The sequence below is a fragment of the Kitasatospora sp. NPDC051853 genome (assembly GCF_044452665.1).
In the GTDB taxonomy this organism is placed as follows: domain Bacteria; phylum Actinomycetota; class Actinomycetes; order Streptomycetales; family Streptomycetaceae; genus Kitasatospora.
This window is the reverse complement of the sequence record NZ_JBITBY010000003.1, coordinates 30,586-51,153: the sequence shown is the minus strand read 5'-3', so window position 1 is coordinate 51,153 and position 20,568 is coordinate 30,586. Positions and strand designations below refer to the sequence as shown.

The following is a 20,568-nucleotide window of genomic DNA, read 5'->3' as shown; positions in this document are numbered from 1 at the left end:
CCTGGGTGTGTTGGTGTGGTGAGGGGTGGTGCGGGGGTTTCAGGCGTTCTCGCCCTGGGGGGCGACGCAGTGGTTGGAGATGGTGCTCCACTCGTCACGGACGTCCTCGACGTCGGCGACGGACAGGTTCTGCAGCTTGAGGATCTCGGCCATGGGGGTGGCTCCTTCGGGTAGGGCAGTGCTCGGCTCCGCGGACGGTCGTCCGGGAGAGTCGGTGGTCGGCCGGTGGGGCCGAGGGGGTCAGCCGGTGGGGCTGAGCTGGGCGGCGGGGCTCAGCCCGGGGAGGGCGAGCGGCGCGCCGGAGGCGGCGTGCAGGGCGAGCAGGACGCCGGCGGAGCCGGTGGCCAGGTCGGTGGAGAGCCGGTAGAGCTGCTCTCCGGTGAAGGCCAGCCCGCCGCCGTAGGGCACGGCGTGCCAGGAGAGCCGCCGGACGTGACGGTCGATCAGTTCCTCGGTGCCCGGCCGGTCGCGGTGCTCGGTGAGCAGCGCCAGCAGTCCGGCCCGGCCGGCGAACAGGTCGGCGTAGACGGTGAACCCGGCCCGCGCCGCGTACAGGATGCCGTCCAGTGCGGCGGCGAACTCCTCGTCCGGCCGGTGCCGCAGGTAGTGCCCGAGGGCCAGCCCGATGCCGCCGCTGCCGGTGCCCAGGTAGGGCAGCAGCCGGGCGCCGTCCTTGAGGTTGACGGCGCCCTCCTCGCTGGTGGCGCAGTTGGCGAGGTCGGCCCGCAGGGCGCGGGCGGCCAGGTCCAGCAGGGCCGGGTCGGGCTCCTGTTCGTAGCGGTGCAGGAAGTACTCGGCGGCTCCGCTCGGTCCGGTCAGCAGCCCGGCGCCGGTCCACGGTGCGTCCAGGGCAGCCGCCAACCGGTCGGTGACGGAGCGGAGTTCGTCCTCCAGACCGCCGTCTCCGGTGGCCAGGGCGAGCTGGTGCAGGGTCAGGCCCACTCCGGCGAGGCCGGACCGCAGTCCGGGGGTGGTGGGCCGCCCGGCCCGGGCGACCGCCTCCAGCGCCTGCTCGGTACGGCCGAGCCGGTGCAGGGTGAGGGCCGCGCCGTGCAGCCCGTCGTACAGCCCGGGCCGGGGGTCGGTGGTGTGGCGGACGGTCCGGTGGAGCCACTCGGTGTGCTCCTCGTCCACCGGGTGCCCGGTGGCGTCCAGGGCGTGCAGCACGCCCGCCGCGCCGTGCGCCAGGGTGTAGCCGCCGTCCCGCAGGCCGGCCGGGTCGCCGGGGAAGAGCCGGTCGGTGCGGCCGGGGGTGGCTGCGGCGGTGATCGCCCGGACCACGGCGGCCCGCAGTTCCTCGCCGGGGCCGTCGAACAACTCCCGCCCGCCGGCGGGGTGGTGGCCGGGGCGGCGGAGCCCGGTGCGGACCCGCTCGGTGTGCGCGGCCGGCACGGGGTACAGCTCGGCCATCGCGTCGGCGAGCTCGTCCAGCTTGCCCGGGGCCAGGTCGAGCACCATGGTGATCGGCAGGAAGAGCGCCAGCCGGATCGCGTCCAGGCCGTAACGGTCGCGCTCCGTACCGGAGTTGGCGTGCGGGGCGACGTAGCCGGGGCAGCCCATGGTCGGGGCCGGGTCGACCCCGGGCCGGTGGGCCACCTCGAAGTCGACCAGGCAGATCCGTCCGTCGGGCCGGATCAGCACGTTGGCCGGGTGCAGGTCGCCGAAGGCGTAGCCGCGCTCGTGCACGGCGGTGACGGCCTGCTCCAGCTGGTCGATGAGGTCCAGTGCCCGCGCGGTGTAGGCGGTGATCTGCGACTGGTCGGGCTCGGGCCGGATCAGGGGGTTGTGCCGGGCCAGGAACTGCCGCAGGGTCTCGCCCTCGACGTACTCCTCGGCCAGGTAGTGGTGCTCCCAGACGGTGAACTCCCGGTACAGCTCGGGTACCCAGGGCAGCCCGGCCAGCGCGGTGAGCGCACGGGCCTCCTGCCGCAGCCGGCTGACGGCGTCCGCGCCGGATCCGTCCAGCCCGGCCAGCGGCCTGGCCTCGCGGAGCACCACCTGCCGCCCGCCGTCCTTCTCCCGGGCGAGGTAGACGCCGCCGCCGTTGGAGAAGTGCAGGGCGCTCTCGATGTCGTAGGGGAGCTCGGTGCCCTCGCCGGCCGCCGCGTCGGCCGCGATCTGCGCGGCCACGAAGTCCGGCGGGGTGACCCACTCCGGCAGCTCGAAGTACGGGTCGCGCCGGTCCGGCACCAGGGTGCCGTCGGGCTTCGCCACGGCGAGCACCCGGTCGCCCCGCTCGTCGGTGCACCACAGCTCGCGGAAGCCGCCGTAGCGCAGGTAGAGCGGTCCGTCCTGCCAGCGCAGGTCGCCCAGGACGTACGGGCCCTGACGGCCGGCCAGCAGCGGGGCGAGGCCGTCCAGGGTCGCGCGCAGCTCCTGCTCGTCCACGGGGTAGACGGTGAGCAGCTTGCCGCTGCTGCCCCGGCGGGCGTACTTGCTGTTGTTGAGCAGGTGGGTCCGGTGGTCGGGCAGGTGCTTGTAGGCCAGGCCGGCGGTCAGGCAGAATGCGCCGACCAGCTCGACGATCTCCTCGGCCTCGGCCGTGGTGGCGGAGACGTGGATCTTCCAGCCCTGGTCCGGCAGCGGCCGGCCGGCCGGTGCCAGGCAGACCCAGTTGCGGCTCTCGTCCCGGACCCAGCCCTCGGGGGCGGGGCGGTCGGAGGCGGCGAACCGGCGGTCCTCGGTGCGTCCGGCGGGGTGGTCGTAGAAGTGCGGATCGGCCCCGGCATAGATGTGGTGGTTTCCCCTCACTGGTCCACCCCTTTCTCTTCGGTCGGTCGCGGTCGTGGTGCGGTCGTGGTGCGGAACGTATTCCGGCGGTCAGTGCGTCAGTTGACGATCCAGTCCTGACGGGTGTTCCGGCGGGAATTCCCGAGAATGCTCTCGGTGCGGCCGGTGGGCTCGGGGGAATCGGTCAGGAATCGCGGGTTCTCGGTCATTTCCTGGTGTCCTTTCCGGGGCGGTCGGTGTCGGTCCGGGTGGCTCAGTGGCCCCAGGTGACGTCGCCGAGCTGGGTGGTGGTGGGAACCGGAGTGGGCGTCCCGTCGGCGTGGACCAGGCTGCCGGTGCCGGCGGCCGGGCCGGAGATCGCGGCGGTGCCGGCCAGGAATGCGGCGCCGAATGCGATGAGAGTGGCGGCGGCGACCTTGGCGGCACGGGTGGCGATCATTTTTCTGACTCCTTTGGGGGGAAGGAATTCACTCCGGTTGTTTCCTGCTCGGCGGTCCGTCTTTCTCCCTGCCGATGGCCATAATCTGTCAGGTCGTCAGAACGGATGGAAGGGACTCCGCTTGGACGGAATCTGCCGTGGCACATTCAGTCCACCGTCGGCCTCGGCCAGCAGGCCGTCGAAGTAGGCCGGGACGAGGGCTGCGCCGCAGCTCAGCACGGTGAACGGGGCCAGTTCGGGGTGGGTGGCCAGGGCCCGGCGGCAGACCGCCAGGGCGGTGAGCTCGGCCAGGGCGAGGCCGGAAGCGGTCAGGAAGAGGCCGACCGCCGGGCCGGTTGCGGCCTCGGGGGCGGCCGCGGGGTCCGGGTACGGGCCGGGAGCGCCGTCCGGATGCACGGTGACGTGCTCCAGGCCGTCGTCGGTCCGGGCGCAGCAGTGGAAGAGCTCGACGGTCCGAGGCGGCATCACCGTCCGTGCCGGAGCGTGGAGTTGGGCGTGCACAAGATACATGGCGCCGATCGTCCAACTGGGGCAATCCGCGACACAAGGGCTCAAGCTGGACGGTTCATGCCATTGCAGAAACCGTCCACGGAGTCCGTCAAGCGCCCTTACTATCCGTTTGCTATTCGTACATATCTTCCGACTTCCGTGAGGGGTTGGCGTGGTGCTGGACGTGTTGGGGCTGGACGCGGACGCCGAGCGGGTCTACCGGGCGATGCTGATGCATCCCCGCGAGGGGGTCGCCGGCCTGGCGGACCGGCTGGGGATGTCGGAGGACGAGCTGCGTGCCGGGCTGGACCGGTTGAGCGCGCTCGCGCTGGTCCGGCCCTCCCACCAGGAGAGCCTGGGCTTCATGGCGGTCGGTCCGGAGACCGCCATGGAGATGCTGCTCGCCCGGCAGCAGGCCGACCTCGCCGCCCAGCAGTTGAGGATCGAGGCCTCCCGGGCGGCGGCGGCCCAGCTCATCGCCGAGTGCTCCTCGCTGCGGCCGCGGGCGGTCGAACCGGACTCCGAGCAGTTGGTCGGCCCGGAGGAGATCCGGGCCGGACTGGAGCGCTTCGCCTCGACGGTCCGTCAGGAGATCATGACCTTCGCGCCCGGCGGCGCCCACAGCGCCGAGGACCTCGAAGCCAGCCGGGGCCCCAACGGCGCCCTGCTGGACCGGGGCGTCCGGATGCGCACCGTCTACCTCGACAGCGTCCGCAACCACCAGCCCACCCTCGACCACGTGGACTGGCTCAGCCGCCGGGGCGGGCAGGTCCGGACGGTGCCCACCCTGCCGATCCGGATGATCATCGCGGACCGATGTCAGGCCGTCCTGCCGATGGACACCGCCGACGCGCTGACCGGTGCGGTGGTGCTGCGCGGAGCCGGCACGGTGGCCGCCCTCTGTGCCCTCTTCGAAGGCGTCTGGGCCACCGCCACCCCGCTCGGGACTGCCCCCGCCCGCGACGTCAACGGCCTTCCCCCGCAGGAGGTCGAGACCCTCCGCCTGCTCTCCGAGGGCCTCACCGACGAGGCCATCGCCAAGCGCCTCGGCGTCTCCCCCCGCACCGCCCGCCGGGTCGCCGCCGAACTCATGGACCGCCTCGAAGCCCGCAGCCGCTTCGAGGCCGGCGTCCACGCCGTCCAGAACGGGTGGCTCCCCGCCTCCCGCTGACGCCCCGCTCCGGTGGCGGAAGCCCCGGCGGCCGGTGAGGGTGGGCCGCGGGGGTCGGCTGTGGAGAGGAGACGCGCGGATGGTCGAGGTGACCGAGCCGTACGCGGTCGGGACGCCCTGCTGGGTGGACCTGACCTCGAAGGACCAGCAGGCGGCACTGGACTTCTACCGGGACCTGCTCGGGTGGCAGGGGCAGGTGGGCCCGCCGGAGTTCGGCGGGTACGCGGTCTGCGAGCTGAACGGCCGTCCGGTGGCCGGGATCATGGGACCGGTGCCGACGGAGCCCGGGCAGCCGGCGGTGCCGCCGAACTGGACCACCTACCTGTCCACCGACGACGCGGACGCCACCCTGACCGCGATCGGCGACAACGGCGGGACGGTGCTGATGCCGGTGACGGACGTCGGGACCACCGGCCGGATGCTGGTGGCCGCCGACCCGACCGGTGCGGTGTTCGGGGTCTGGCAGCCGGTGGACTTCCCGGGCGCGGGCGTCTGGGGCGAGGCCGGGGCGGTGGTCTGGAACGAGCTGCACACGCCCGCGCCGGACGCGGCCGGGGTGTTCTACAACGCCGTCTTCGGAGTGGACATCGCCCCGATGGAGCAGATGCCCGAGTACCTGTCGTTCAACGTCGGCGGCCGCTCCAGCGGCGGCGTCAGCACGCTGGCGGACGACCCGCCCGGCACCCCGCCGCACTGGCGCACCTACTTCGCCGTGGACGACACCGACTCCACCGTGGACGCCCTGGTCAAGGCCGGCGGCACCGTGCTGGAGCCGCCCACCGACTACCCGTGGGGCCGCAACGCCCTCGTCCGGGACCGGGACGGCGCGGTCTTCGCCCTGCTGAAGCCCAACCCGATGTGACGGACCGTCGGCCCGCCGGGCCGGAGCCGGGTACCGCCCGTTCACGACGCGCCAGAAACGCCGCGAATGGGCGGTTTTCCGTGCCATTCGGGCCAGACTGAAGGCCATGCTGGGGCTTCCGGACCACATCCACGCGTTCCTGTTCGACCTCGACGGCGTGCTGACCCAGACGGCCGAGGTGCACGCGGCCGCCTGGAAGGACATGTTCGACGCCTTCCTGTGCCAGGAGGCCGACCGCACCGGCACCGCCTTCGTGCCCTTCGACCCGGTCGCCGACTACGACACCTACGTGGACGGCCGGCCCAGGCTCGACGGCACCCGCACCTTCCTGGCAGCCCGCGGCATCACCCTCCCCGAGGGCAGCCCGGACGACCCGCCCGGCACCCGCACCGTGGCCGGGCTCGGCAACGCCAAGAACGGGACCGTGCTCCGGCTGATCCGCGAGCAGGGCGTGCGGCCGTACGACGGCTCGGTGGAGTACCTGCACCGGCTGGCCGCGCTCGGCCTGCCCCGCGCCGTGGTCTCCTCCAGCGCCAACTGCCGGGACGTGCTGCGCGCGGCCGGCATCGACGACCTGTTCGACGTGGTGGTGGACGGCCTGGTGGCCCGGCGGGACCACCTGCCGGGCAAGCCCGCCCCCGACACCTACCTGGCCGCGGCGGAGGCACTGGGCACCGAGCCCGGCCGGGCCGCGGTCTTCGAGGACGCGCTGGCCGGGGTGGCGGCCGGCCGGGCCGGAGGTTTCGGCACCGTGGTCGGGGTGAACCGCACGGGGCAGGCCGACGCGCTGCGCGAGCACGGCGCCGACCTGGTGGTGGACGACCTGGCCGAGCTGATCCCGACGCAGGAGGAGACCGGATGACCGCGCACGGCAGCTTCGCCGTCGACCCCTGGGGGGTCCTGGAGACCGGCCTCGACCTGGCCGCGATGGCCCGGTCCGAGTCGGTCTTCGCGCTCTCCAACGGCCACATCGGCCTGCGCGCCAACCTCGACGAGGGCGAGCCGCACGGCCTGCCGGGCACCTACCTGAACGGTGTCTTCGAGCTGCGCCCGCTGCCCTACGCCGAGGGCGGCTACGGCTATCCCGAGTCCGGCCAGAGCGTCATCAACGTCACCAACGGGAAGATCGTCCGCCTGCTGGTCGACGACGAGCCCTTCGACCTGCGCTACGGCGAACTCCGCAGCCACCAGCGGCGGTTGGACTTCCGGGACGGCCTGCTGCGGCGGGAGGCCGAGTGGACCTCCCCGGCCGGCCGGACCGTCAGGGTGACCTCCACCCGGATGGTCTCGCTCACCCAGCGGGCGATCGCCTCGGTGGACTACCGGGTGACCGCGGTGGACGGGCCGGTGCGGATCGTGCTCCAGTCCGAGCTGGTCGCCAACGAGCAGCTGCCCGGCGGCCAGGAGGCCGACCCGAGGGCCGCCGCCGTACTGGAGGCCCCGCTGCTGGCCGAGGCCGCCCAGGTCACCGGCACCAAGGCGGTGCTGGTGCACCGCACCCGGTACAGCAACCTGCGGGTGGCGGTCGGGATGGACCACGTGATCGAGGGCCCGGAGGGCTTCGACGTCACCGGGGAGTCCGACGAGGACCAGGCCCGGATCAGCGTCACCACCGTGCTGAAGCCCGGCGAGGAGCTGCGGCTCACCAAGTTCACCGCCTACGGCTGGTCCGCGACCCGCTCGCTGCCCGCCGTCCGGGACCAGGTGGAGGCCGCGCTGACCGCCGCCCGGTACACCGGGTGGAACGGTCTGGTGGCCGAGCAGCGGGACTACCTGCGGGAGTTCTGGGAGACCAGCGACGTCCAGATCGAGGGCGACGTCGAGCTCCAGCAGGCGGTCCGGTTCGCCCTCTTCCACGTCCTCCAGGCGGGCGCCCGGAGCGAGGAACGGGCCATCCCCGCCAAGGGGCTGACCGGCCCCGGCTACGACGGGCACAGCTTCTGGGACACCGAGACCTTCGTGCTCCCGGTGCTCACCTACTGCCTGCCCGAGGCGGTCAAGCAGGCGCTCCGCTGGCGGCACACCACGCTGCCGCTGGCCCGCGAACGGGCGGCCCAACTCGGCCTGGCCGGTGCGGTGTTCCCCTGGCGGACGATCCGGGGCGAGGAGTGCTCGGGCTACTGGCCGGCCGGCACCGCGGCCTTCCACATCGGCGCCGACATCGCCGTCGCGGCCGCCCGGTACGTGCGGGCCACCGGGGACGTGGAGTTCGAACGCACCCACGGGCTGGAGCTGTTGGTCGAGACCGCCCGGATGTGGCGCTCGCTCGGCCACCACGACGCGGCCGGCCGGTTCCGGATCGAGGGCGTCACCGGCCCCGACGAGTACAGCGCGGTGGCCGACAACAACGTCTTCACCAACCTGATGGCGCAGACCAACCTGCGCGCCGCCGCCGAGGCCGCCGCCCGCCACCAGGTCGAGGCCGCCGCCCTCGGCGTCGACACCGAGGAGACCGCCGCCTGGCGGGACGCCGCCCGCGCCATGTACATCCCGTACGACGAGAAGCTCGGCGTGCACCCGCAGGCCGACGACTTCACCGAGCACCAGTTCTGGGACTTCGAGGCCACCCCGCCGGAGAAGTACCCGCTGCTGCTGCACTACCCGTACTTCGACCTGTACCGGAAGCAGGTGGTCAAGCAGGCCGACCTGGTGCTGGCCATGCAGGTGCGCGGGGACGCCTTCACCGACGAGCAGAAGGCCCGCAACTTCGCGTACTACGAGCGCCTGACGGTCCGTGACTCCTCGCTCTCCGCCTGCACCCAGGCGGTCATCGCGGCCGAGGTGGGCCAGCTCGACCTGGCCTACGACTACACCGCCGAGGCCGCCCTGATGGACCTCCACGACCTCGGCGGCAACACCAGGGACGGCCTGCACATGGCCTCGCTGGCCGGTGCCTGCCTGGCCCTGGTGGCCGGCTTCGGCGGCCTGCGCGACCACGCCGAGCAGCTCTCCTTCCGCCCCCGGCTGCCCGCCGGCCTGCGCCGGCTGGCCTTCGCCCTGGTGGTCCGCGGCAACCTGCTGCACGTCGAGATCACCCACACCCGCACCACCTACACCCTGCGCCGGGGCAACCCGATGACCGTCCTGCACGAGGGCGAACCCCTGCGCGTCGAACCCGGCCGCCCCGCCTCCCGCCCGATGGCCGTCCCCGCCCCGGTCGAACGCTGCGTCCAGCCGCCCGGCCGCGAACCGGCCCGCCGCCAGCAGAGCCCCGGCCCGGCCGTCGGCAGCGGCGTCGAGCCCTCCGCCCACCTCGCGGCCGAGTAGCCGCGCGGTCCCTGACGTACCGTCCGACGAGAACGGGTGAGCCCATGGGCAGCAGCGTGGCCGAGCAGATGGTGGAGGTGCTCCGGGAAGCCGGGGTGGCCCGGGTCTACGGGGTGGTGGGCGACAGCCTCAACCCCGTGGTGGACGCGATCCGCCGGACCGCGGGCATCGACTGGGTGCACGTCCGCAACGAGGAGGCCGGGGCCTTCGCGGCCGCCGCGGAGGCCGAACTGACGGGCCGCCCGGCCGTCTGCGCGGGCTCCTGCGGGCCGGGCAACACCCACCTCATCCAGGGCCTCTACGACGCCCAGCGCAGCGGGCTGCCGGTGCTGGCGCTGGCCTCGCACATCCCGTCCTCGCAGATCGGCACCGGCTTCTTCCAGGAGACCCACCCGGAGCGGGTGTTCACCGACTGCAGCAGCTGGTGCGAGACCGTCTCCACCCCGGCCCAGCTGCCCCGCCTGCTGCGGGTCGGCATCCAGCACGCCCTCGGCTCGCCCGGAGTCTCGGTGCTGGTCTTCCCCGGCGACGTCGCCGCCCTCCCGGCCGCCCACCCGACCGGCACCGGCCACTACCTGACCGAGCGCGCGGTGGCCGCCCCGCCCTGGTCCCAGGTCCAGGAGCTGGCACGGCGGTTGAACGCCGCCGAGAGGGTGGCCGTGTTCGCCGGAGCGGGCGTGCGGGACGCCCACGCGGAGGTGATGGAACTGGCGGGGACGGTGCTGGCCCCGGTCGGGCACTCGCTGCGCGGCAAGGAGTGGATCCAGTACGACAACCCGTACGACGTCGGCATGAGCGGCCTGCTCGGCTACGGCGCCTGCCACCAGGCCCTGCACGAGGCAGACCTGGTGCTGCTGCTCGGCACCGACTTCCCCTACGACTCCTTCCTGCCCGGCCGCAACACCGTCCAGGTCGACCACGACGCGACACGGCTGGGCCGCCGCACCCCGCTCGACCTCGCCGTCCACGGCGACGTGGCGGCCACCCTGCGGGCGGTCCTCCCGCTGCTGGAGCAGAAGACCGACCGGACCTTCCTGGACGACCTGCTGGACCGGCACTGCAAGGCGCTGGAGGAGGTGGTCGGCGCCTACACCAGGAAGATCGACAAGCACGTGCCGATCCACCCCGAGTACGTCGCCTCGGTGCTGGACGAACTCGCCGACGAGGACGCCGTGTTCACGGTGGACACCGGCATGAACAACGTCTGGGCCGCGCGCTACCTGAGCCCCAACGGGCGGCGGCGGGTGATCGGCTCCTTCCTGCACGGCTCGATGGCGAACGCCCTGCCCCACGCGATCGGCGCCCAACTCGCCGCCCCCGGGCGGCAGGTGGTCTCGATGTCGGGGGACGGCGGGATCGGCATGCTGCTCGGGGAGCTGCTCACCCTGGCGAAGTACCGGCTGCCGGTGAAGACGGTGGTGTTCAACAACGGGGCGCTCGGGATGATCAAGCTGGAGATGCTGGTCAGCGGCTACCCCGAGACCGAGACCGACAACGGCGACGTCGACTACGCGGCCCTCGCCCGCGCGGCCGGCCTCCACGCCGTGCGGGTCACCGACCCCGCGAAGGTCCGCGAGGCCCTGGCCGAAGCCCTCTCCCACCCCGGCCCCGTCCTGGTCGACGTGGTCACCGACCCCAACGCCCTCTCCATCCCGCCCCACATCACCGCCGCCCAACTCAAGGGCTTCGCCCTCGCCGCCGGCAGGACGGTCCTCTCCGGCGGCGTCGGCCGGATGATCGACCTCGCCCGCAGCAACCTCCGCAACATCCCGCGCCCCTGAGGCACATGGCTACGCCATCGGGGGCGCGAGGAACTGCGCGAGTCGGAAGGCGGACCAGCGTGAGATCGGGGCACACGAGCCAGTTGCACGTGCTGCCGTTCCCCCGCGCGCAGTTCCTCGCGCCCCCGGGGTAGCCACTTTCGTTTTGCCCCAGAGGCAAAAAGGTTGCCCGATGGGCAGGGAAGCGGTGGACTGGGTCCATGAACGCGGACCAGTTCGGGGCCCGGCTGCGGGAGCACCGCTCCGCCGCACGCCTCACCCTGGAAGCCGCCGCCGCCCGGGTCGGGCTCTCGCCAGCGTACCTGTCGAGGCTGGAGACCGGGCAGCGGCAGCCCTCACTCCCCGCTCTGCTCGGGCTGGCCCGGGAGTACGGGACCACCGTGTCCGGCCTGCTCGGCGAGGTGCAGGGCGAGCCGGAGCCGGTGATCCGGGGCGGGGCGATCGAGCCGGGGCGGACGGGCGGCTGGGGGTACCGGCGGGCCGGTGCGCCCGGCCGGGCGATGCAGGCGCTGCACGTCCAGGTGCCTCCGGACGTCCAGGACGCCGTGGTGCGGGTCCATCCGGGCGAGGAGTGGCTCTACGTCGTCCGGGGCCGGCTCCGGCTGACCCTGGCCGACCAGGACCACCTCCTGGAGCCGGGTGACTCCGCGCACTTCGACTCGCTCACCCCGCACTGCATCGCCGCCGACTCCCCGTCCGGCGTCGAACTCCTCTTCCTGCACACCCTGTTGCAGAGCCCGGGCAGCAGCCTCTGTCTGCCCGCTCCCCACTGAAAGGGACACCACCATGGCCAAGTCGACCCTCGTCCCCGGCCGCCGCTTCGACCGCCGCGTGCTCTGGCGGGTCTTCATCTACATGGTCGCCACCCACGCCTTCCTCGGCTTCCTGGCCCTGCTCTTCGAGATCGGCGCCCGCAACAACTGACCGGCCGTCACAGCCGCGCCAGCGTGCACAGCGCGTCCAACGCCCCCTGGAACGCGTGCTCCGGCGGGGTCGCGTAACCGATCACCAGCCCCGACCGGGTCCCCGCCGGAGCCGGCCCGGCCGACGGCGTCCGGCACCCGGTCAGGGTGTTCAACGACAGCCCCAACCACCCTGCCTGGCGCAGCAGTTCACCATCGCTCAGCGACCCGGCCGGAAGCCGCAGCACCGCGTGCAGCCCGGCCGCGATCCCCGTCACCTCGACCTCGGGCGCCCGCTCCGCGAGGGTCCGCACCAGCCGGTCGCGCCGCCGCCGGTAGTGCAGCCGGCAGCGCCGGACGTGCCGGTCGAAGCCGCCCGAGACGATCAGCTCGGCCAGCGTCAGCTGGTCCGTCACCCCCGACTGGCCGTCCGCCAACTCCTTCTGCCGCACCACCGGTTCGACCAGTTCGGCGGGCAGCGCCAGCCACCCCAGCCGCAGGCCCGGGGCCAGGCTCTTGCTGGCGGTGCCCGCGTACACCACCCGTTCGGGGTCCAGGGCCTGCAGGGCCCCGACGGGCTGCCTGTCGTAGCGGAACTCCCCGTCGTAGTCGTCCTCGACGACGAAGCCGCCGGTCTCCCGGGCCCAGGCCACCGCTGCCGCCCGCCGGGCGGGCCGCAGCGGCACGCCGGTCGGGTACTGGTGGGCCGCGGTGAGCACCACGGCGCCCGTCCCGGCCCCGGCGGTCAGTTCGCCGAGCAGCTCGGTGCGGGCGCCGCCACCGTCCAGCGGGACGGCGACGGTGCGGAGCCCGGTCGCGGTGATCACCTCCTGCTGGGGCGGCAGCCCGTACTCCTCCACCGCCACCGACCGGGCTCCCCGCTCGCCGAGCGCGCGGCAGAGCAGGCCGAGGCCCTGCTGGTAGCCGGCGCAGACCAGGATGCGTTCGGGGTCGGTGCGCACGCCGCGGGCGCGGGCCAGGTAGTCGGCCAGGGCGCGGCGGAGTTCGATCCGGCCGCGCGGGTCGGTGTAGCCGAAGGCCTCGTGCGGGGCGGTGGCCAGGGCCCGGCGCCCGGCGGCGAGCCAGGCGGTGCGGGGGAAGAGGCTGAGGTCGGGGCGGCCGGGCATCAGGTCGTAGCGGGCCGCCGGGACGCGTGCCGGGGCGCTGGGCGGGGCGGCCGCCGGGACGGTGCCCCGGTCGGCGACCACGGTGCCGGAGCCCTGACGGGCGGTCAGCCAGCCCTCGGCGGTGAGCTGGGCGTAGGCCTCGGCCACGGTGTTGCGGGCGATGCCCAGGTCGGCGGCCAGGACGCGGGAGGAGGGCAGCCGGGTGCCGGCCGGCAGGCGGCCGCTGCGGGCGGCCTCGCGGACCGCCTCCTCCAGGGCGGCCCGCAGGCCGAGGCCCCCGGCCCGGCCCGCCGTCAGGTCCAGGTGCAGATCCCCGCCGAAAGTGGCCCACGATTCCATGGCGCCAATGAACCACGGGACCGGGCCGCCGCGCACCTACGGTCGAGGCATGAGCAACGCAGAGAACGACCACGTGCCCGCCCCCGAGCAGCGCTTCTCCATGCCGGAGCTGGCGCCGGACTGGTACCGGGCGATGATCGGGATGGACCGGGAGTCGCGCACCCTGGTGGACCCGGCGCTGGCCGAACTGGTCCGCACCCTGGCCTCGCAGATCAACGGCTGCGCCTACTGCGTGGACATGCACGCCACCGACGCCCGCCGGGGCGGCGAGCAGGAGCACCGGCTGTACGCGCTGCCGGTCTGGCGCGAGACGCCGTACTTCACGGCGGCGGAGCGGGCCGCGCTGGCGCTGACCGAGGCGGTCACCCGGATCGCCGACGGGCCGGTGCCGGACGAGGTCTACCAGGAGGCGGAGAAGCACTTCGAACCGGCCGCGCTGGCCCAGCTGGTGACGGTGATCATCGCGATCAACGCCTGGAACCGGATCGGCGTCACCGCGCGGATGAGCCCCGCGCCGAAGCGGAGCTGAGGCCCGGCGGAAACTTTTTCCGAAGGGCTGTCACATCCGTCCGCCGGGCCGTGTCGGTGGGGTGAGAGCAGCCGGAGCGGCGAGGAACCGCCCGGCTCCCCACCACCACGAGGAGCCCCCGATGAACGTCACCACCACCGTCGTCACCGTGATCGCCGCCCTGATGTCGGGCTTCTCGGGCTACGCGCTGCTGTCGCGCCAGGTCTGGGTGGTCCAGCCGCTGGAGCAGTACGGCGTCCCGAAGGGCTGGTGGAACCCGCTGGGCGCGGCCAAGGCGGCCGGTGCGCTCGGCCTGCTGATCGGTCTGGCGGTGGAGCCGCTCGGCCTGGCCGCCGGGATCGGCCTGGTGGCCTACTACAGCGGCGCGGTGGTCACCGTGCTGCGGGCCAGGGCCTGGGGCCACGTCGCGTTCCCGATGGTCTACGCCGCCCCGGTGGTGGCCGCGCTGGTCCTCGCCTCCTGAGCCCCCGATGCCCGGGCGGTCGAGTACCGGAAACCGCCGGTCGACCCCGCACGGAGCTGAGAAGGTGAAGGACATGACGACGAATCAGAACGACCAGCGGGCCAAGGCCGAACTCCTGCACCGCCTGCACGCCCCGGGCGACCCCCTGGTGCTGGCCAACGTGTGGGACGCCGCCACCGCCCGTCTGGTGGAGGCGGCCGGTGCGCCCGCCGTGGCCACCGCGAGCGCCAGCGTCTCCTGGACCAGGGGCGTGCCGGACGGCGGCGGCCTCGACCTGGCCGGGGCACTGGCCCAGACCGCCCTGGTGGTCCGGGCGGTGGAGGTCCCGGTGACGGCCGACCTGGAGGACGGGCTGGCGCCCGACGCGGCCGGGGTCGGCAAGGCGGTCACCGAGCTGCTCGCGCTCGGCGCCGTCGGGGTGAACCTGGAGGACGGCCTGCGCCCGGTCGCCGAGGCGGCCGAGCGGATCGCGGCGGCCCGGGAGGCGGCCGAGGCGGCCGGCGTGCGGCTCTACCTCAACGCCCGCACGGACGTCTTCCTCCAGGGCGACCAGGACGTCACCGAGACGGTGGAGCGGGCCCGGGCCTACCTGGCGGCCGGGGCCAGCGGGATCTTCGTCCCCGGCGCGGGCGACCCGGCGGTGATCGCCGAGCTGCTGGCCGCGCTCCCCGGGGTGCCGCTGAACGTGATGGCGGGCCCCGGCGCCCCCTCGGTGGCCGAGCTGGCGAAGCTCGGCGTGGCCCGGATCAGCCTGGGCCCCGGCCTGGCCAAGGTGGCCTACGCCGCCGCCCGGCGGGCCGCCGAGGAGCTGTACTCCCACGGGACCTACGGGGCGCTCGAAGGCGGCCTGGAGTACGGCGAGTTGAACGCCCTGTTCGACTGAGGACGCCCGGCAGTCGGAGAGCGCCTCACAGGGGCCGCAGGCCCCAGGGGCGCGAGGAACTGCGCGAATCGGAAGGCGGACCAGTGTCAGATCGGGGTATGCGAGCCAGTTGCAGGTCGTGCCGTTCCCCTGCGCGCAGTTCCCCGCGCCCCTGCGGGGCGGCGCTCCCCGGTAGTCTACTTCGGGCCGGCTGCCCCGGCGCTGCACAGCGGGGCCGCGGCGGAGGCGTTCTTGCCGAGCAGCGGGATGCCGCCGATCTGCTGGACGCAGGTCTCGGCCGCGGAGGTGGAGGCCGAGGCCGACTTGCCGGAGTCGAGCTTGCCGCCCATGTTGCTGCCGGCGTGGGCGGCCGGGGCGGCGAGGGAGAGACTGGCCATGGTGAGGGCGGCGAGTGCCGTGATCTTACGCATGGCCGGTCCAACGACCGGGCCGCACCGGCGGTTACCGGCGCGGCCCCCGATCAGCCCTGACGGACCAACAAGGTCTTCACGCTGTTGCTGACGAACGAGGCGATCGGCTCCGGCGCCGGGCCGTCCGCGAGCCGCAGCCCGGGGAAGCGGGTGAAGAGCAGCCGCAGCGCGGTCTCCGCCTCCAACCGGGCCAGCCCGGCACCCAGGCAGAAGTGCGGGCCGTGGCCGAGCGAGAGGTGCTTGGCGGGGGCCCGGCCCAGGTCGAAGCGGTCCGCGTCCGGGAAGTGCCCGGAGTCCCGGCCCGCCGCCGCGTACGAGGCCAGCAGCGCCTCGCCCCGACGGATGGTCACCCCGCCGACCTCGATGTCCTCCGCGGCGTAGCGCAGCGGGAACTGCCCGACCGGGGAGTCGTAGCGCAGGGTCTCCTCGACCACCGCCGACCAGGTGTACGTGCCGTCCAGCACCGCGGCCAGCTGCTCCGGGTGGGCCAGCAGGGCCCGGACGGCGTTGGTGATCAGGTTGAGCGTGGTCTCGTGCCCGGCGATCAGCATCAGCAGCAGGGTGCCGACCAGCTCCATCTCGGTCAGCCGGTCGTCGGCCTCCCGGGCGGCGATCAGGTCGCTGGTCAGGTCGTCGCCCGGCTCGGCCCGCTTGGCCGCCGCCAGCCCGCCGAGCAGGGCGAACAGGCCCTGCTGGGCGGCCACCGCCGCGCCCGGCGTGGCGGAGCTGCTGACCAGGGTGTCGGAGAGCTCGTGCAGCTCGTCCTGCTGCTTGGGGGGCAGGCCCAGCAGCTCGCCGATCACCTGCATCGGCAGCGGGTAGGCGAAGTGCCTGCGCAGGTCGAAGTCGCCCTCCAGCAGGGCGACTTCGTCCAGCAGGGCGGCGGCCCGGGCCTCGATGGCCGGGGCCAGCTCGGCTATCCGGCGCGGGGTGAAGGCCTGGGTGACCAGCCCGCGCAGCCGCCGGTGGTCCGCGCCGTCCGCGGTCACCATGCCGGGCACGGTGACGAAGTTCATCAGCGGCCAGCCCTCGGGCAGCCGGCCCTCCCGGAAGGTGGTCCACAGCTGCGGGTTCTTGCCCACCCGGGGGTCGTTCAGCAGCGCCTGGAGGGTGTCGTGGTGGGTTACCGCCCAGACCACCACCCCGCCAGGGAGTTCCACCAGGACCGCAGGCCCGGCCGCCCGGAGCCCGGCGTTCTCGGTGTGCTGGTCGGCGCCGAAGGGGTCGAGGCGGACGGGCTGGGGGGCGAGGGCGGAGTCCATGCGGGCCTTTCGACGGGGGGAGTGCGCGGGGGAGTGAAGGCGCTGTAGAGCACCGGCAGGGCGACCAGGGCACGTGACCAGGGGGACGGCCGCCAGGCCAGTTCGTGGGCGGGAACGGCGAGTTGGAGGTCGGGCAGCCGGTGGAGCAGGGTCTCCACCGCGGTCTCCACGATCAGCCGGGCCGGGTGCTGGGCCGGGCAGACGTGCCGGCCGGCGCCCCAGGCCAGGTGGGCCCGGTTGCCGCCGAGCCCCTCGCCGGAGGGCTGCTGCACCGCCGGGTCGGCGTTGGCGGCGGCCAGGCCGAGCACCAGCATGTCGCCGGCCGAGATGTACTGGCCGCCCAGCACGGTGTCCGAAGTCGCCCACCGGCCGGGGAAGTTCTGGGTCGGCGGGTCCCGCCAGAGCACCTCCTCCAGGGCGTCCGCGACGGTCAGCCGGCCGCCGGTCAGGGTGGCCCGGAAGCGGCGGTCGGTGAGCAGCAGGCGCAGCGTGTTGCCGGTCCAGTTGATGGTGGTCTCGTTGCCCGCCACCATCAGCACCACCAGGTGGTGCACCGCCTCCTCGTCGGAGAGCCCGGCGGGGTGCGCCAGCAGCCAGGAGGTCAGGTCGGCGCCGGGCGCGTCCCGGCGGCTGCGGACCAGGTCCAGCAGGATCGCCTGGAACTCCGCGTTGGCCCGTACCGACTTGTCGCTGCTGTCCACGAAGTGGCTGATCAGCTCGACGATGTGCGGCCCGGCCTCGGCCGGCAGGCCGATCAGCTGGGTGAAGACCATCAGCGGCAGCCGGCGGGCGTACTGGGCGATCAGGTCGGCGGTGCCGTCCGGGCCCCAGCCGTCGATCAGGGTGTCGGCGGCCTGCTCGGTGGCCTGCCGCAGCTGCCGGTGGTCGACCTGGGCCAGGGTGTCGGCCACCGCCGCGCGCAGCCGGGCGTGCTCGGCGCCGTCCAGGTTGAGCAGGGTCGGGCGCCAGGAGGTCATCGGCAGCAGCCGCGAGTCGGCGCGCAGCCGGCCCTCGGCCGGCACCCGCCAGCGGCGCGAGTCCTTGGAGAACAGCTGCTCGTTGCGGGTGAGTTCGAGCAGCTCCGGGTAGCCCAGCACCAGCCAGGCCTCCACCCCCGGCTCCAGCTCGATCGGGGCCACCGGGCCGTACTGGGCGCGCAGCCGGGCGTAGAGGCCGTGCGGGTCCTCGGCCACGGCGGCGCCGTACAGGCCGGTCACCTCGGCCGGCCGGCCGTCCGGGGGGCGGTGCGCGGGACAGCCGGGCGGAGGGGAGGCCGCCGCGTCCGGCTTGGGGGTGGTCATGGCTGGAGCTCCAGAACGGCGGTCGAGTGGAGGTGGTCCACGAAGTCGATCAGGACGTCGTAGGACGCCCGGCGGTCCCGGGCGTCGCAGTGCAGGATCGGCACCTCGGGCAGCAGGTCGAGTGCCGCCCGGAGCTCGTCCTCGGGGTAACTCGGGGAGTCCGGGAAGGTGTTGACGGCCACCGCGAACGGGATCCGCTGCTCCTCCAGCTGCCCCAGCACGTCGAAGCTCTCCTCGATCCGGCGCGAGTCCACCAGCGCGATGGCGCCCAGCGCCCCGCGCGAGAGGTCCTCCCAGAGCGGCCAGAACCGCTGCTGCCCCGGGGTGCCGAAGAGGTAGAGCGCCAGCCGGGAGTTGAGGGTGATCCGGCCGAAGTCCAGCGCCACCGTGGTGGTGGTCTTCTCCGGACGGCCCGTCAGGTCGTCCACGTCCACCCCGGCGGCGGTCATGGTCTCCTCGGTGCGCAGCGGGTCGATCTCGCTGAGCGAGCCGACCAGCGTGGTCTTGCCGACCCCGAACGGGCCGGTGACCAGGATCTTCACCGCCCCCTGGACGCTGTCGGGCAGGTAGGACGGGTGTGGCTCAACGGAGTTGGCGGAGGCCAACGAGCACCTCCTCCAGGAGGGCGGTGGGCAGGAGGTCGGCCTGCGGCACCGGGGGACGGACGTGGACGGCTCCGGCGTCCCAGAGGTCGCCGATCAGCACCCGGACCACGCCGAGCGGCAGTCGCAGGTGGGCGGCGATCTCGGCCACCGAGAGCAGCTCCCGGCAGAGCGTCAGGATCCGCAGCTGCTCCCGGTTCAGGCCCGGGGCGGGCTCGGCACCGGTGGCGGCGACCAGGCTCTCCAGCGCCAGCGTGTTCCGGCTGGGCCGGCTGCGGCCGCCGGTGATCACGTACGGCCGGACCGGCCCGCCGCCGGCGGTCACCGACTGCTCCCGGCCGCCTGCTCCACCCGGGGCGGGCTGGTCAGGTGTGCCCCGATCCGCTCCACCAGCACCTGCATCTGGTACGCCACCAGCCCGGCGTCCACCGCGTCGCCGGTCACCACCGCGAGGTGCGCCCCGGCCCCGGCCGCCACCACGAACAGGTAGCCGCCGCCGTACTCGACGATGATCTGGCGGGTCGCGCTCTGCGGGCCGCCGAAGCCCTGCGCCACGCCCCGGGCCAGCGACTGCAGGCCGGAGCAGGCGGCGGCCAGCCGCTCGGCGTCGTCGCGGTGGATCCGCTCGCTGCGGCCGATCTCCAGGCCGTCGTTGGACACCACGATGGCGTGCTGGACCTCGGGCACGTTGACGATGTCGGCGAGCAGCCAGCCGAGGTCAGGATTGGGGGTCATGGAAGTCTCCGGGGCGCTGGGGAAGTTCGGGGGAGAGGGAAGGGGAGAAGCCGTCCTGCTGCCGCCCGGCGGCCGAGCGGCCGCTGGCGGTGCCCGCCTGGAAGAGCGACATGAAGGCCTGGGCCTCCCGGGCGGAGCGCGGCGGCACGGGGGTGCCGCCGGTGGTGCTGCTCCTCGGTGCGGAGTCGCCGCGCCGGTTGGTGCGGCGCGGCAGGCTGCTGCCGGAGACCGGCGGGGGTTCCACCGGCTCGGGCACCACGGCCCTGGTCTGGTGCGGCAGGGGCGCGGGAAGCGGGTCGGTGAGCAGCGCCGTCGGGAGCAGCACCACCACCCGGACGCCGCCGTACGGCGAGGGCGCCGAGCTGAGGGTGACCCGGAAGCCGTACTGCTCGGCCAGCCGGCCGACCGCCGCCAGGCCCAACTGCGGGACCTCGCCCAGCCGGGAGAGCTCCAGGGTGGAGCCCCCGGCCAGCGCGGCGGCGGCCTTCTCGACGGCGTGCTCGGCCATCCCGACGCCGCCGTCGTCGATCTCGATCACGGCGCCGTTGTGCACCGGCATCAGGGTGACGAAGACCTGGGTGCTGGGCGGCGAGTACCTGGTCGCGTTGTCCAGCAGCTCGGCCACCGCGTGGATCAGCGCCTCGGCGGCCGCACCGATCACCGCGGTCTCGATCCGGCTGCTCACCACCACCCGCTGGAACGGCAGGATCCGCGACTGGGCGCCGCGCACCACGTCCTCCAGGGCCACCGGCTCCGGCCAGTGCCGCCCGGCCCGGGCGCCGCAGAGCACCGCCAGGGTCTGGGCCAGCCGGGCCTGTTGGGCCGCCGCGTGGTCGGCCCGCAGCAGGCCCTCCAGCAACTCCGGGTCGTCGTGGTTGCGTTCCATCTCGTCCAGCCCGGCCTGCTGGTCGTGCGCCATCACCAGGATGCGGCGGGCGACGCTCAGGAAGGCGCGCTGGGTGTTGGCGTTGAGCTCCTGCTCGCGCTGGACGGCGGCCGCCTCGGAGGTCCGGCGGGCGGCCTCCGCCCGTGCCTGCTCGTGGAGTTCGGCGTTCTCGCGCCCCTGCTCGGCCAGCGCGGCCCGCAGGGTCCGGCCGACCGCGCGGTACCGGGCGGCGGTCAGGAGGGCGAGGACGGCGACGGCTCCGAGGGCCGCCGCGATCCACTGAGTCATCGTCACGCGGCGAATTCTAGGGTGGTCATCCTACGGGCGGATGAACGGATCTGACGTTCAGTGACCTCATCGGACCGGATGGTGGGACACCGCCGACCGGCT

20 protein-coding genes are annotated in these 20,568 nt (G+C 74.0%); 10 read left to right on the top strand and 10 right to left on the bottom strand.

The window, feature by feature from the left end:
• Positions 1 to 240 precede the first annotated feature (240 nt).
• The 3 genes from lanKC to ACIA8O_RS09275 form a co-directional block, all read right to left on the bottom strand.
• On the bottom strand, positions 241 to 2,751 hold the full coding sequence (lanKC, locus tag ACIA8O_RS09285) for a class III lanthionine synthetase LanKC (protein ID WP_396293009.1): 2,511 nt from the start codon (positions 2,749 to 2,751) through the stop codon (positions 241 to 243).
• Positions 2,752 to 2,983: 232 nt separating this feature from the next.
• Positions 2,984 to 3,169, bottom strand: a complete 186-nt coding sequence (locus ACIA8O_RS09280) for a hypothetical protein (RefSeq protein WP_396293008.1) — start codon at positions 3,167 to 3,169, stop codon at positions 2,984 to 2,986.
• 96 nt (positions 3,170 to 3,265) lie between these two features.
• Positions 3,266 to 3,679 (bottom strand): hypothetical protein, encoded by a 414-nt coding sequence (locus tag ACIA8O_RS09275; RefSeq protein ID WP_396293006.1) that lies wholly within the window; start codon positions 3,677 to 3,679, stop codon positions 3,266 to 3,268.
• A gap of 154 nt (positions 3,680 to 3,833) precedes the next feature.
• On the opposite strand from ACIA8O_RS09275, the gene ACIA8O_RS09270 reads away from it, so the two are divergent.
• The 7 genes from ACIA8O_RS09270 (at position 3,834) to ACIA8O_RS09240 (ending at position 11,663) form a co-directional block, all read left to right on the top strand.
• Entirely contained in the window at positions 3,834 to 4,829 is a 996-nt protein-coding gene (locus tag ACIA8O_RS09270; RefSeq protein WP_396293587.1) for a LuxR C-terminal-related transcriptional regulator, read from the top strand.
• Between the two features lie 79 nt (positions 4,830 to 4,908).
• Positions 4,909 to 5,691: a VOC family protein gene (locus ACIA8O_RS09265; RefSeq protein ID WP_396293004.1), complete on the top strand. Its 783-nt coding sequence runs from the start codon at positions 4,909 to 4,911 to the stop codon at positions 5,689 to 5,691.
• A gap of 106 nt (positions 5,692 to 5,797) precedes the next feature.
• Complete coding sequence (locus ACIA8O_RS09260; RefSeq protein WP_396293003.1) at positions 5,798 to 6,553, top strand: HAD family hydrolase; 756 nt, start codon at positions 5,798 to 5,800, stop codon at positions 6,551 to 6,553.
• Positions 6,550 to 8,958 (top strand): glycoside hydrolase family 65 protein, encoded by a 2,409-nt coding sequence (locus ACIA8O_RS09255; protein ID WP_396293002.1) that lies wholly within the window; start codon positions 6,550 to 6,552, stop codon positions 8,956 to 8,958. Before ACIA8O_RS09260 ends, ACIA8O_RS09255 begins: the two co-directional genes overlap by 4 nt.
• Positions 8,959 to 9,002: 44 nt before the next feature.
• The gene (locus ACIA8O_RS09250) at positions 9,003 to 10,739 is read left to right on the top strand and encodes a pyruvate dehydrogenase (protein ID WP_396293001.1); all 1,737 of its coding nucleotides are present in this window, start codon (positions 9,003 to 9,005) and stop codon (positions 10,737 to 10,739) included.
• Between the two features lie 200 nt (positions 10,740 to 10,939).
• A complete protein-coding gene (locus ACIA8O_RS09245; protein WP_396293000.1) occupies positions 10,940 to 11,512 on the top strand; it encodes a helix-turn-helix domain-containing protein in 573 nt (190 codons plus the stop codon).
• Between the two features lie 13 nt (positions 11,513 to 11,525).
• Positions 11,526 to 11,663, top strand: coding sequence for a DUF6126 family protein (locus ACIA8O_RS09240; protein ID WP_396292999.1), 138 nt, complete (start codon positions 11,526 to 11,528; stop codon positions 11,661 to 11,663).
• A 7-nt stretch (positions 11,664 to 11,670) separates the two neighbouring features.
• On the opposite strand, the gene ACIA8O_RS09235 is transcribed toward ACIA8O_RS09240, so the two are convergent.
• A complete protein-coding gene (locus tag ACIA8O_RS09235) occupies positions 11,671 to 13,107 on the bottom strand; it encodes a PLP-dependent aminotransferase family protein (RefSeq protein ID WP_396292997.1) in 1,437 nt (478 codons plus the stop codon).
• Between the two features lie 49 nt (positions 13,108 to 13,156).
• On the opposite strand from ACIA8O_RS09235, the gene ACIA8O_RS09230 reads away from it, so the two are divergent.
• The 3 genes from ACIA8O_RS09230 to ACIA8O_RS09220 all read left to right on the top strand — a co-directional run bounded on the left by ACIA8O_RS09230 (position 13,157) and on the right by ACIA8O_RS09220 (position 14,982).
• Positions 13,157 to 13,636: a carboxymuconolactone decarboxylase family protein gene (locus ACIA8O_RS09230; RefSeq protein ID WP_396292996.1), complete on the top strand. Its 480-nt coding sequence runs from the start codon at positions 13,157 to 13,159 to the stop codon at positions 13,634 to 13,636.
• A gap of 121 nt (positions 13,637 to 13,757) precedes the next feature.
• Positions 13,758 to 14,099 carry a DoxX family protein gene (locus ACIA8O_RS09225; RefSeq protein ID WP_396292995.1) on the top strand — a complete coding sequence of 114 codons (342 nt, stop codon included), beginning with the start codon at positions 13,758 to 13,760 and terminating at the stop codon, positions 14,097 to 14,099.
• A gap of 73 nt (positions 14,100 to 14,172) precedes the next feature.
• Positions 14,173 to 14,982 carry an isocitrate lyase/phosphoenolpyruvate mutase family protein gene (locus ACIA8O_RS09220; protein WP_396292993.1) on the top strand — a complete coding sequence of 270 codons (810 nt, stop codon included), beginning with the start codon at positions 14,173 to 14,175 and terminating at the stop codon, positions 14,980 to 14,982.
• Positions 14,983 to 15,158: 176 nt separating this feature from the next.
• Here ACIA8O_RS09220 and ACIA8O_RS09215 read toward each other — a convergent pair whose 3' ends face one another.
• The 6 genes from ACIA8O_RS09215 to ACIA8O_RS09190 all read right to left on the bottom strand — a co-directional run bounded on the left by ACIA8O_RS09215 (position 15,159) and on the right by ACIA8O_RS09190 (position 20,466).
• The gene (locus ACIA8O_RS09215) at positions 15,159 to 15,392 is read right to left on the bottom strand and encodes a hypothetical protein (protein ID WP_396292992.1); all 234 of its coding nucleotides are present in this window, start codon (positions 15,390 to 15,392) and stop codon (positions 15,159 to 15,161) included.
• Positions 15,393 to 15,442: 50 nt separating this feature from the next.
• Entirely contained in the window at positions 15,443 to 16,654 is a 1,212-nt protein-coding gene (locus tag ACIA8O_RS09210) for a cytochrome P450 (RefSeq protein WP_396292991.1), read from the bottom strand.
• A gap of 1,297 nt (positions 16,655 to 17,951) precedes the next feature.
• Positions 17,952 to 18,560 (bottom strand): GTP-binding protein, encoded by a 609-nt coding sequence (locus tag ACIA8O_RS09205; protein WP_396292990.1) that lies wholly within the window; start codon positions 18,558 to 18,560, stop codon positions 17,952 to 17,954.
• Positions 18,538 to 18,882: a DUF742 domain-containing protein gene (locus ACIA8O_RS09200; protein ID WP_396292989.1), complete on the bottom strand. Its 345-nt coding sequence runs from the start codon at positions 18,880 to 18,882 to the stop codon at positions 18,538 to 18,540. Before ACIA8O_RS09200 ends, ACIA8O_RS09205 begins: the two co-directional genes overlap by 23 nt.
• Positions 18,879 to 19,292, bottom strand: coding sequence for a roadblock/LC7 domain-containing protein (locus ACIA8O_RS09195; RefSeq protein ID WP_396292988.1), 414 nt, complete (start codon positions 19,290 to 19,292; stop codon positions 18,879 to 18,881). The genes ACIA8O_RS09200 and ACIA8O_RS09195 overlap by 4 nt, the downstream gene beginning before the upstream one ends.
• Positions 19,276 to 20,466: a sensor histidine kinase gene (locus ACIA8O_RS09190; protein ID WP_396293586.1), complete on the bottom strand. Its 1,191-nt coding sequence runs from the start codon at positions 20,464 to 20,466 to the stop codon at positions 19,276 to 19,278. The genes ACIA8O_RS09195 and ACIA8O_RS09190 overlap by 17 nt, the downstream gene beginning before the upstream one ends.
• Between the last annotated feature and the right edge of the window lie 102 nt (positions 20,467 to 20,568).

Bases quoted from the DNA above. Each gene is read 5' to 3' on its own strand.
- ACIA8O_RS09280 (WP_396293008.1), bottom strand. From the start codon at position 3,169: ATGATCGCCACCCGTGCCGCCAAGGTCGCCGCCGCCACTCTCATCGCA.
- ACIA8O_RS09275 (WP_396293006.1), bottom strand. From the start codon at position 3,679: ATGTATCTTGTGCACGCCCAACTCCACGCTCCGGCACGGACGGTGATG.
- ACIA8O_RS09265 (WP_396293004.1), top strand. From the start codon at position 4,909: ATGGTCGAGGTGACCGAGCCGTACGCGGTCGGGACGCCCTGCTGGGTG.
- ACIA8O_RS09260 (WP_396293003.1), top strand. From the start codon at position 5,798: ATGCTGGGGCTTCCGGACCACATCCACGCGTTCCTGTTCGACCTCGAC.
- ACIA8O_RS09255 (WP_396293002.1), top strand. From the start codon at position 6,550: ATGACCGCGCACGGCAGCTTCGCCGTCGACCCCTGGGGGGTCCTGGAG.
- ACIA8O_RS09250 (WP_396293001.1), top strand. From the start codon at position 9,003: ATGGGCAGCAGCGTGGCCGAGCAGATGGTGGAGGTGCTCCGGGAAGCC.
- ACIA8O_RS09245 (WP_396293000.1), top strand. From the start codon at position 10,940: ATGAACGCGGACCAGTTCGGGGCCCGGCTGCGGGAGCACCGCTCCGCC.
- ACIA8O_RS09240 (WP_396292999.1), top strand. From the start codon at position 11,526: ATGGCCAAGTCGACCCTCGTCCCCGGCCGCCGCTTCGACCGCCGCGTG.
- ACIA8O_RS09235 (WP_396292997.1), bottom strand. From the start codon at position 13,107: ATGGAATCGTGGGCCACTTTCGGCGGGGATCTGCACCTGGACCTGACG.
- ACIA8O_RS09230 (WP_396292996.1), top strand. From the start codon at position 13,157: ATGAGCAACGCAGAGAACGACCACGTGCCCGCCCCCGAGCAGCGCTTC.
- ACIA8O_RS09225 (WP_396292995.1), top strand. From the start codon at position 13,758: ATGAACGTCACCACCACCGTCGTCACCGTGATCGCCGCCCTGATGTCG.
- ACIA8O_RS09220 (WP_396292993.1), top strand. From the start codon at position 14,173: ATGACGACGAATCAGAACGACCAGCGGGCCAAGGCCGAACTCCTGCAC.
- ACIA8O_RS09215 (WP_396292992.1), bottom strand. From the start codon at position 15,392: ATGCGTAAGATCACGGCACTCGCCGCCCTCACCATGGCCAGTCTCTCC.
- ACIA8O_RS09210 (WP_396292991.1), bottom strand. From the start codon at position 16,654: ATGGACTCCGCCCTCGCCCCCCAGCCCGTCCGCCTCGACCCCTTCGGC.
- ACIA8O_RS09195 (WP_396292988.1), bottom strand. From the start codon at position 19,292: ATGACCCCCAATCCTGACCTCGGCTGGCTGCTCGCCGACATCGTCAAC.
- ACIA8O_RS09190 (WP_396293586.1), bottom strand. From the start codon at position 20,466: ATGACTCAGTGGATCGCGGCGGCCCTCGGAGCCGTCGCCGTCCTCGCC.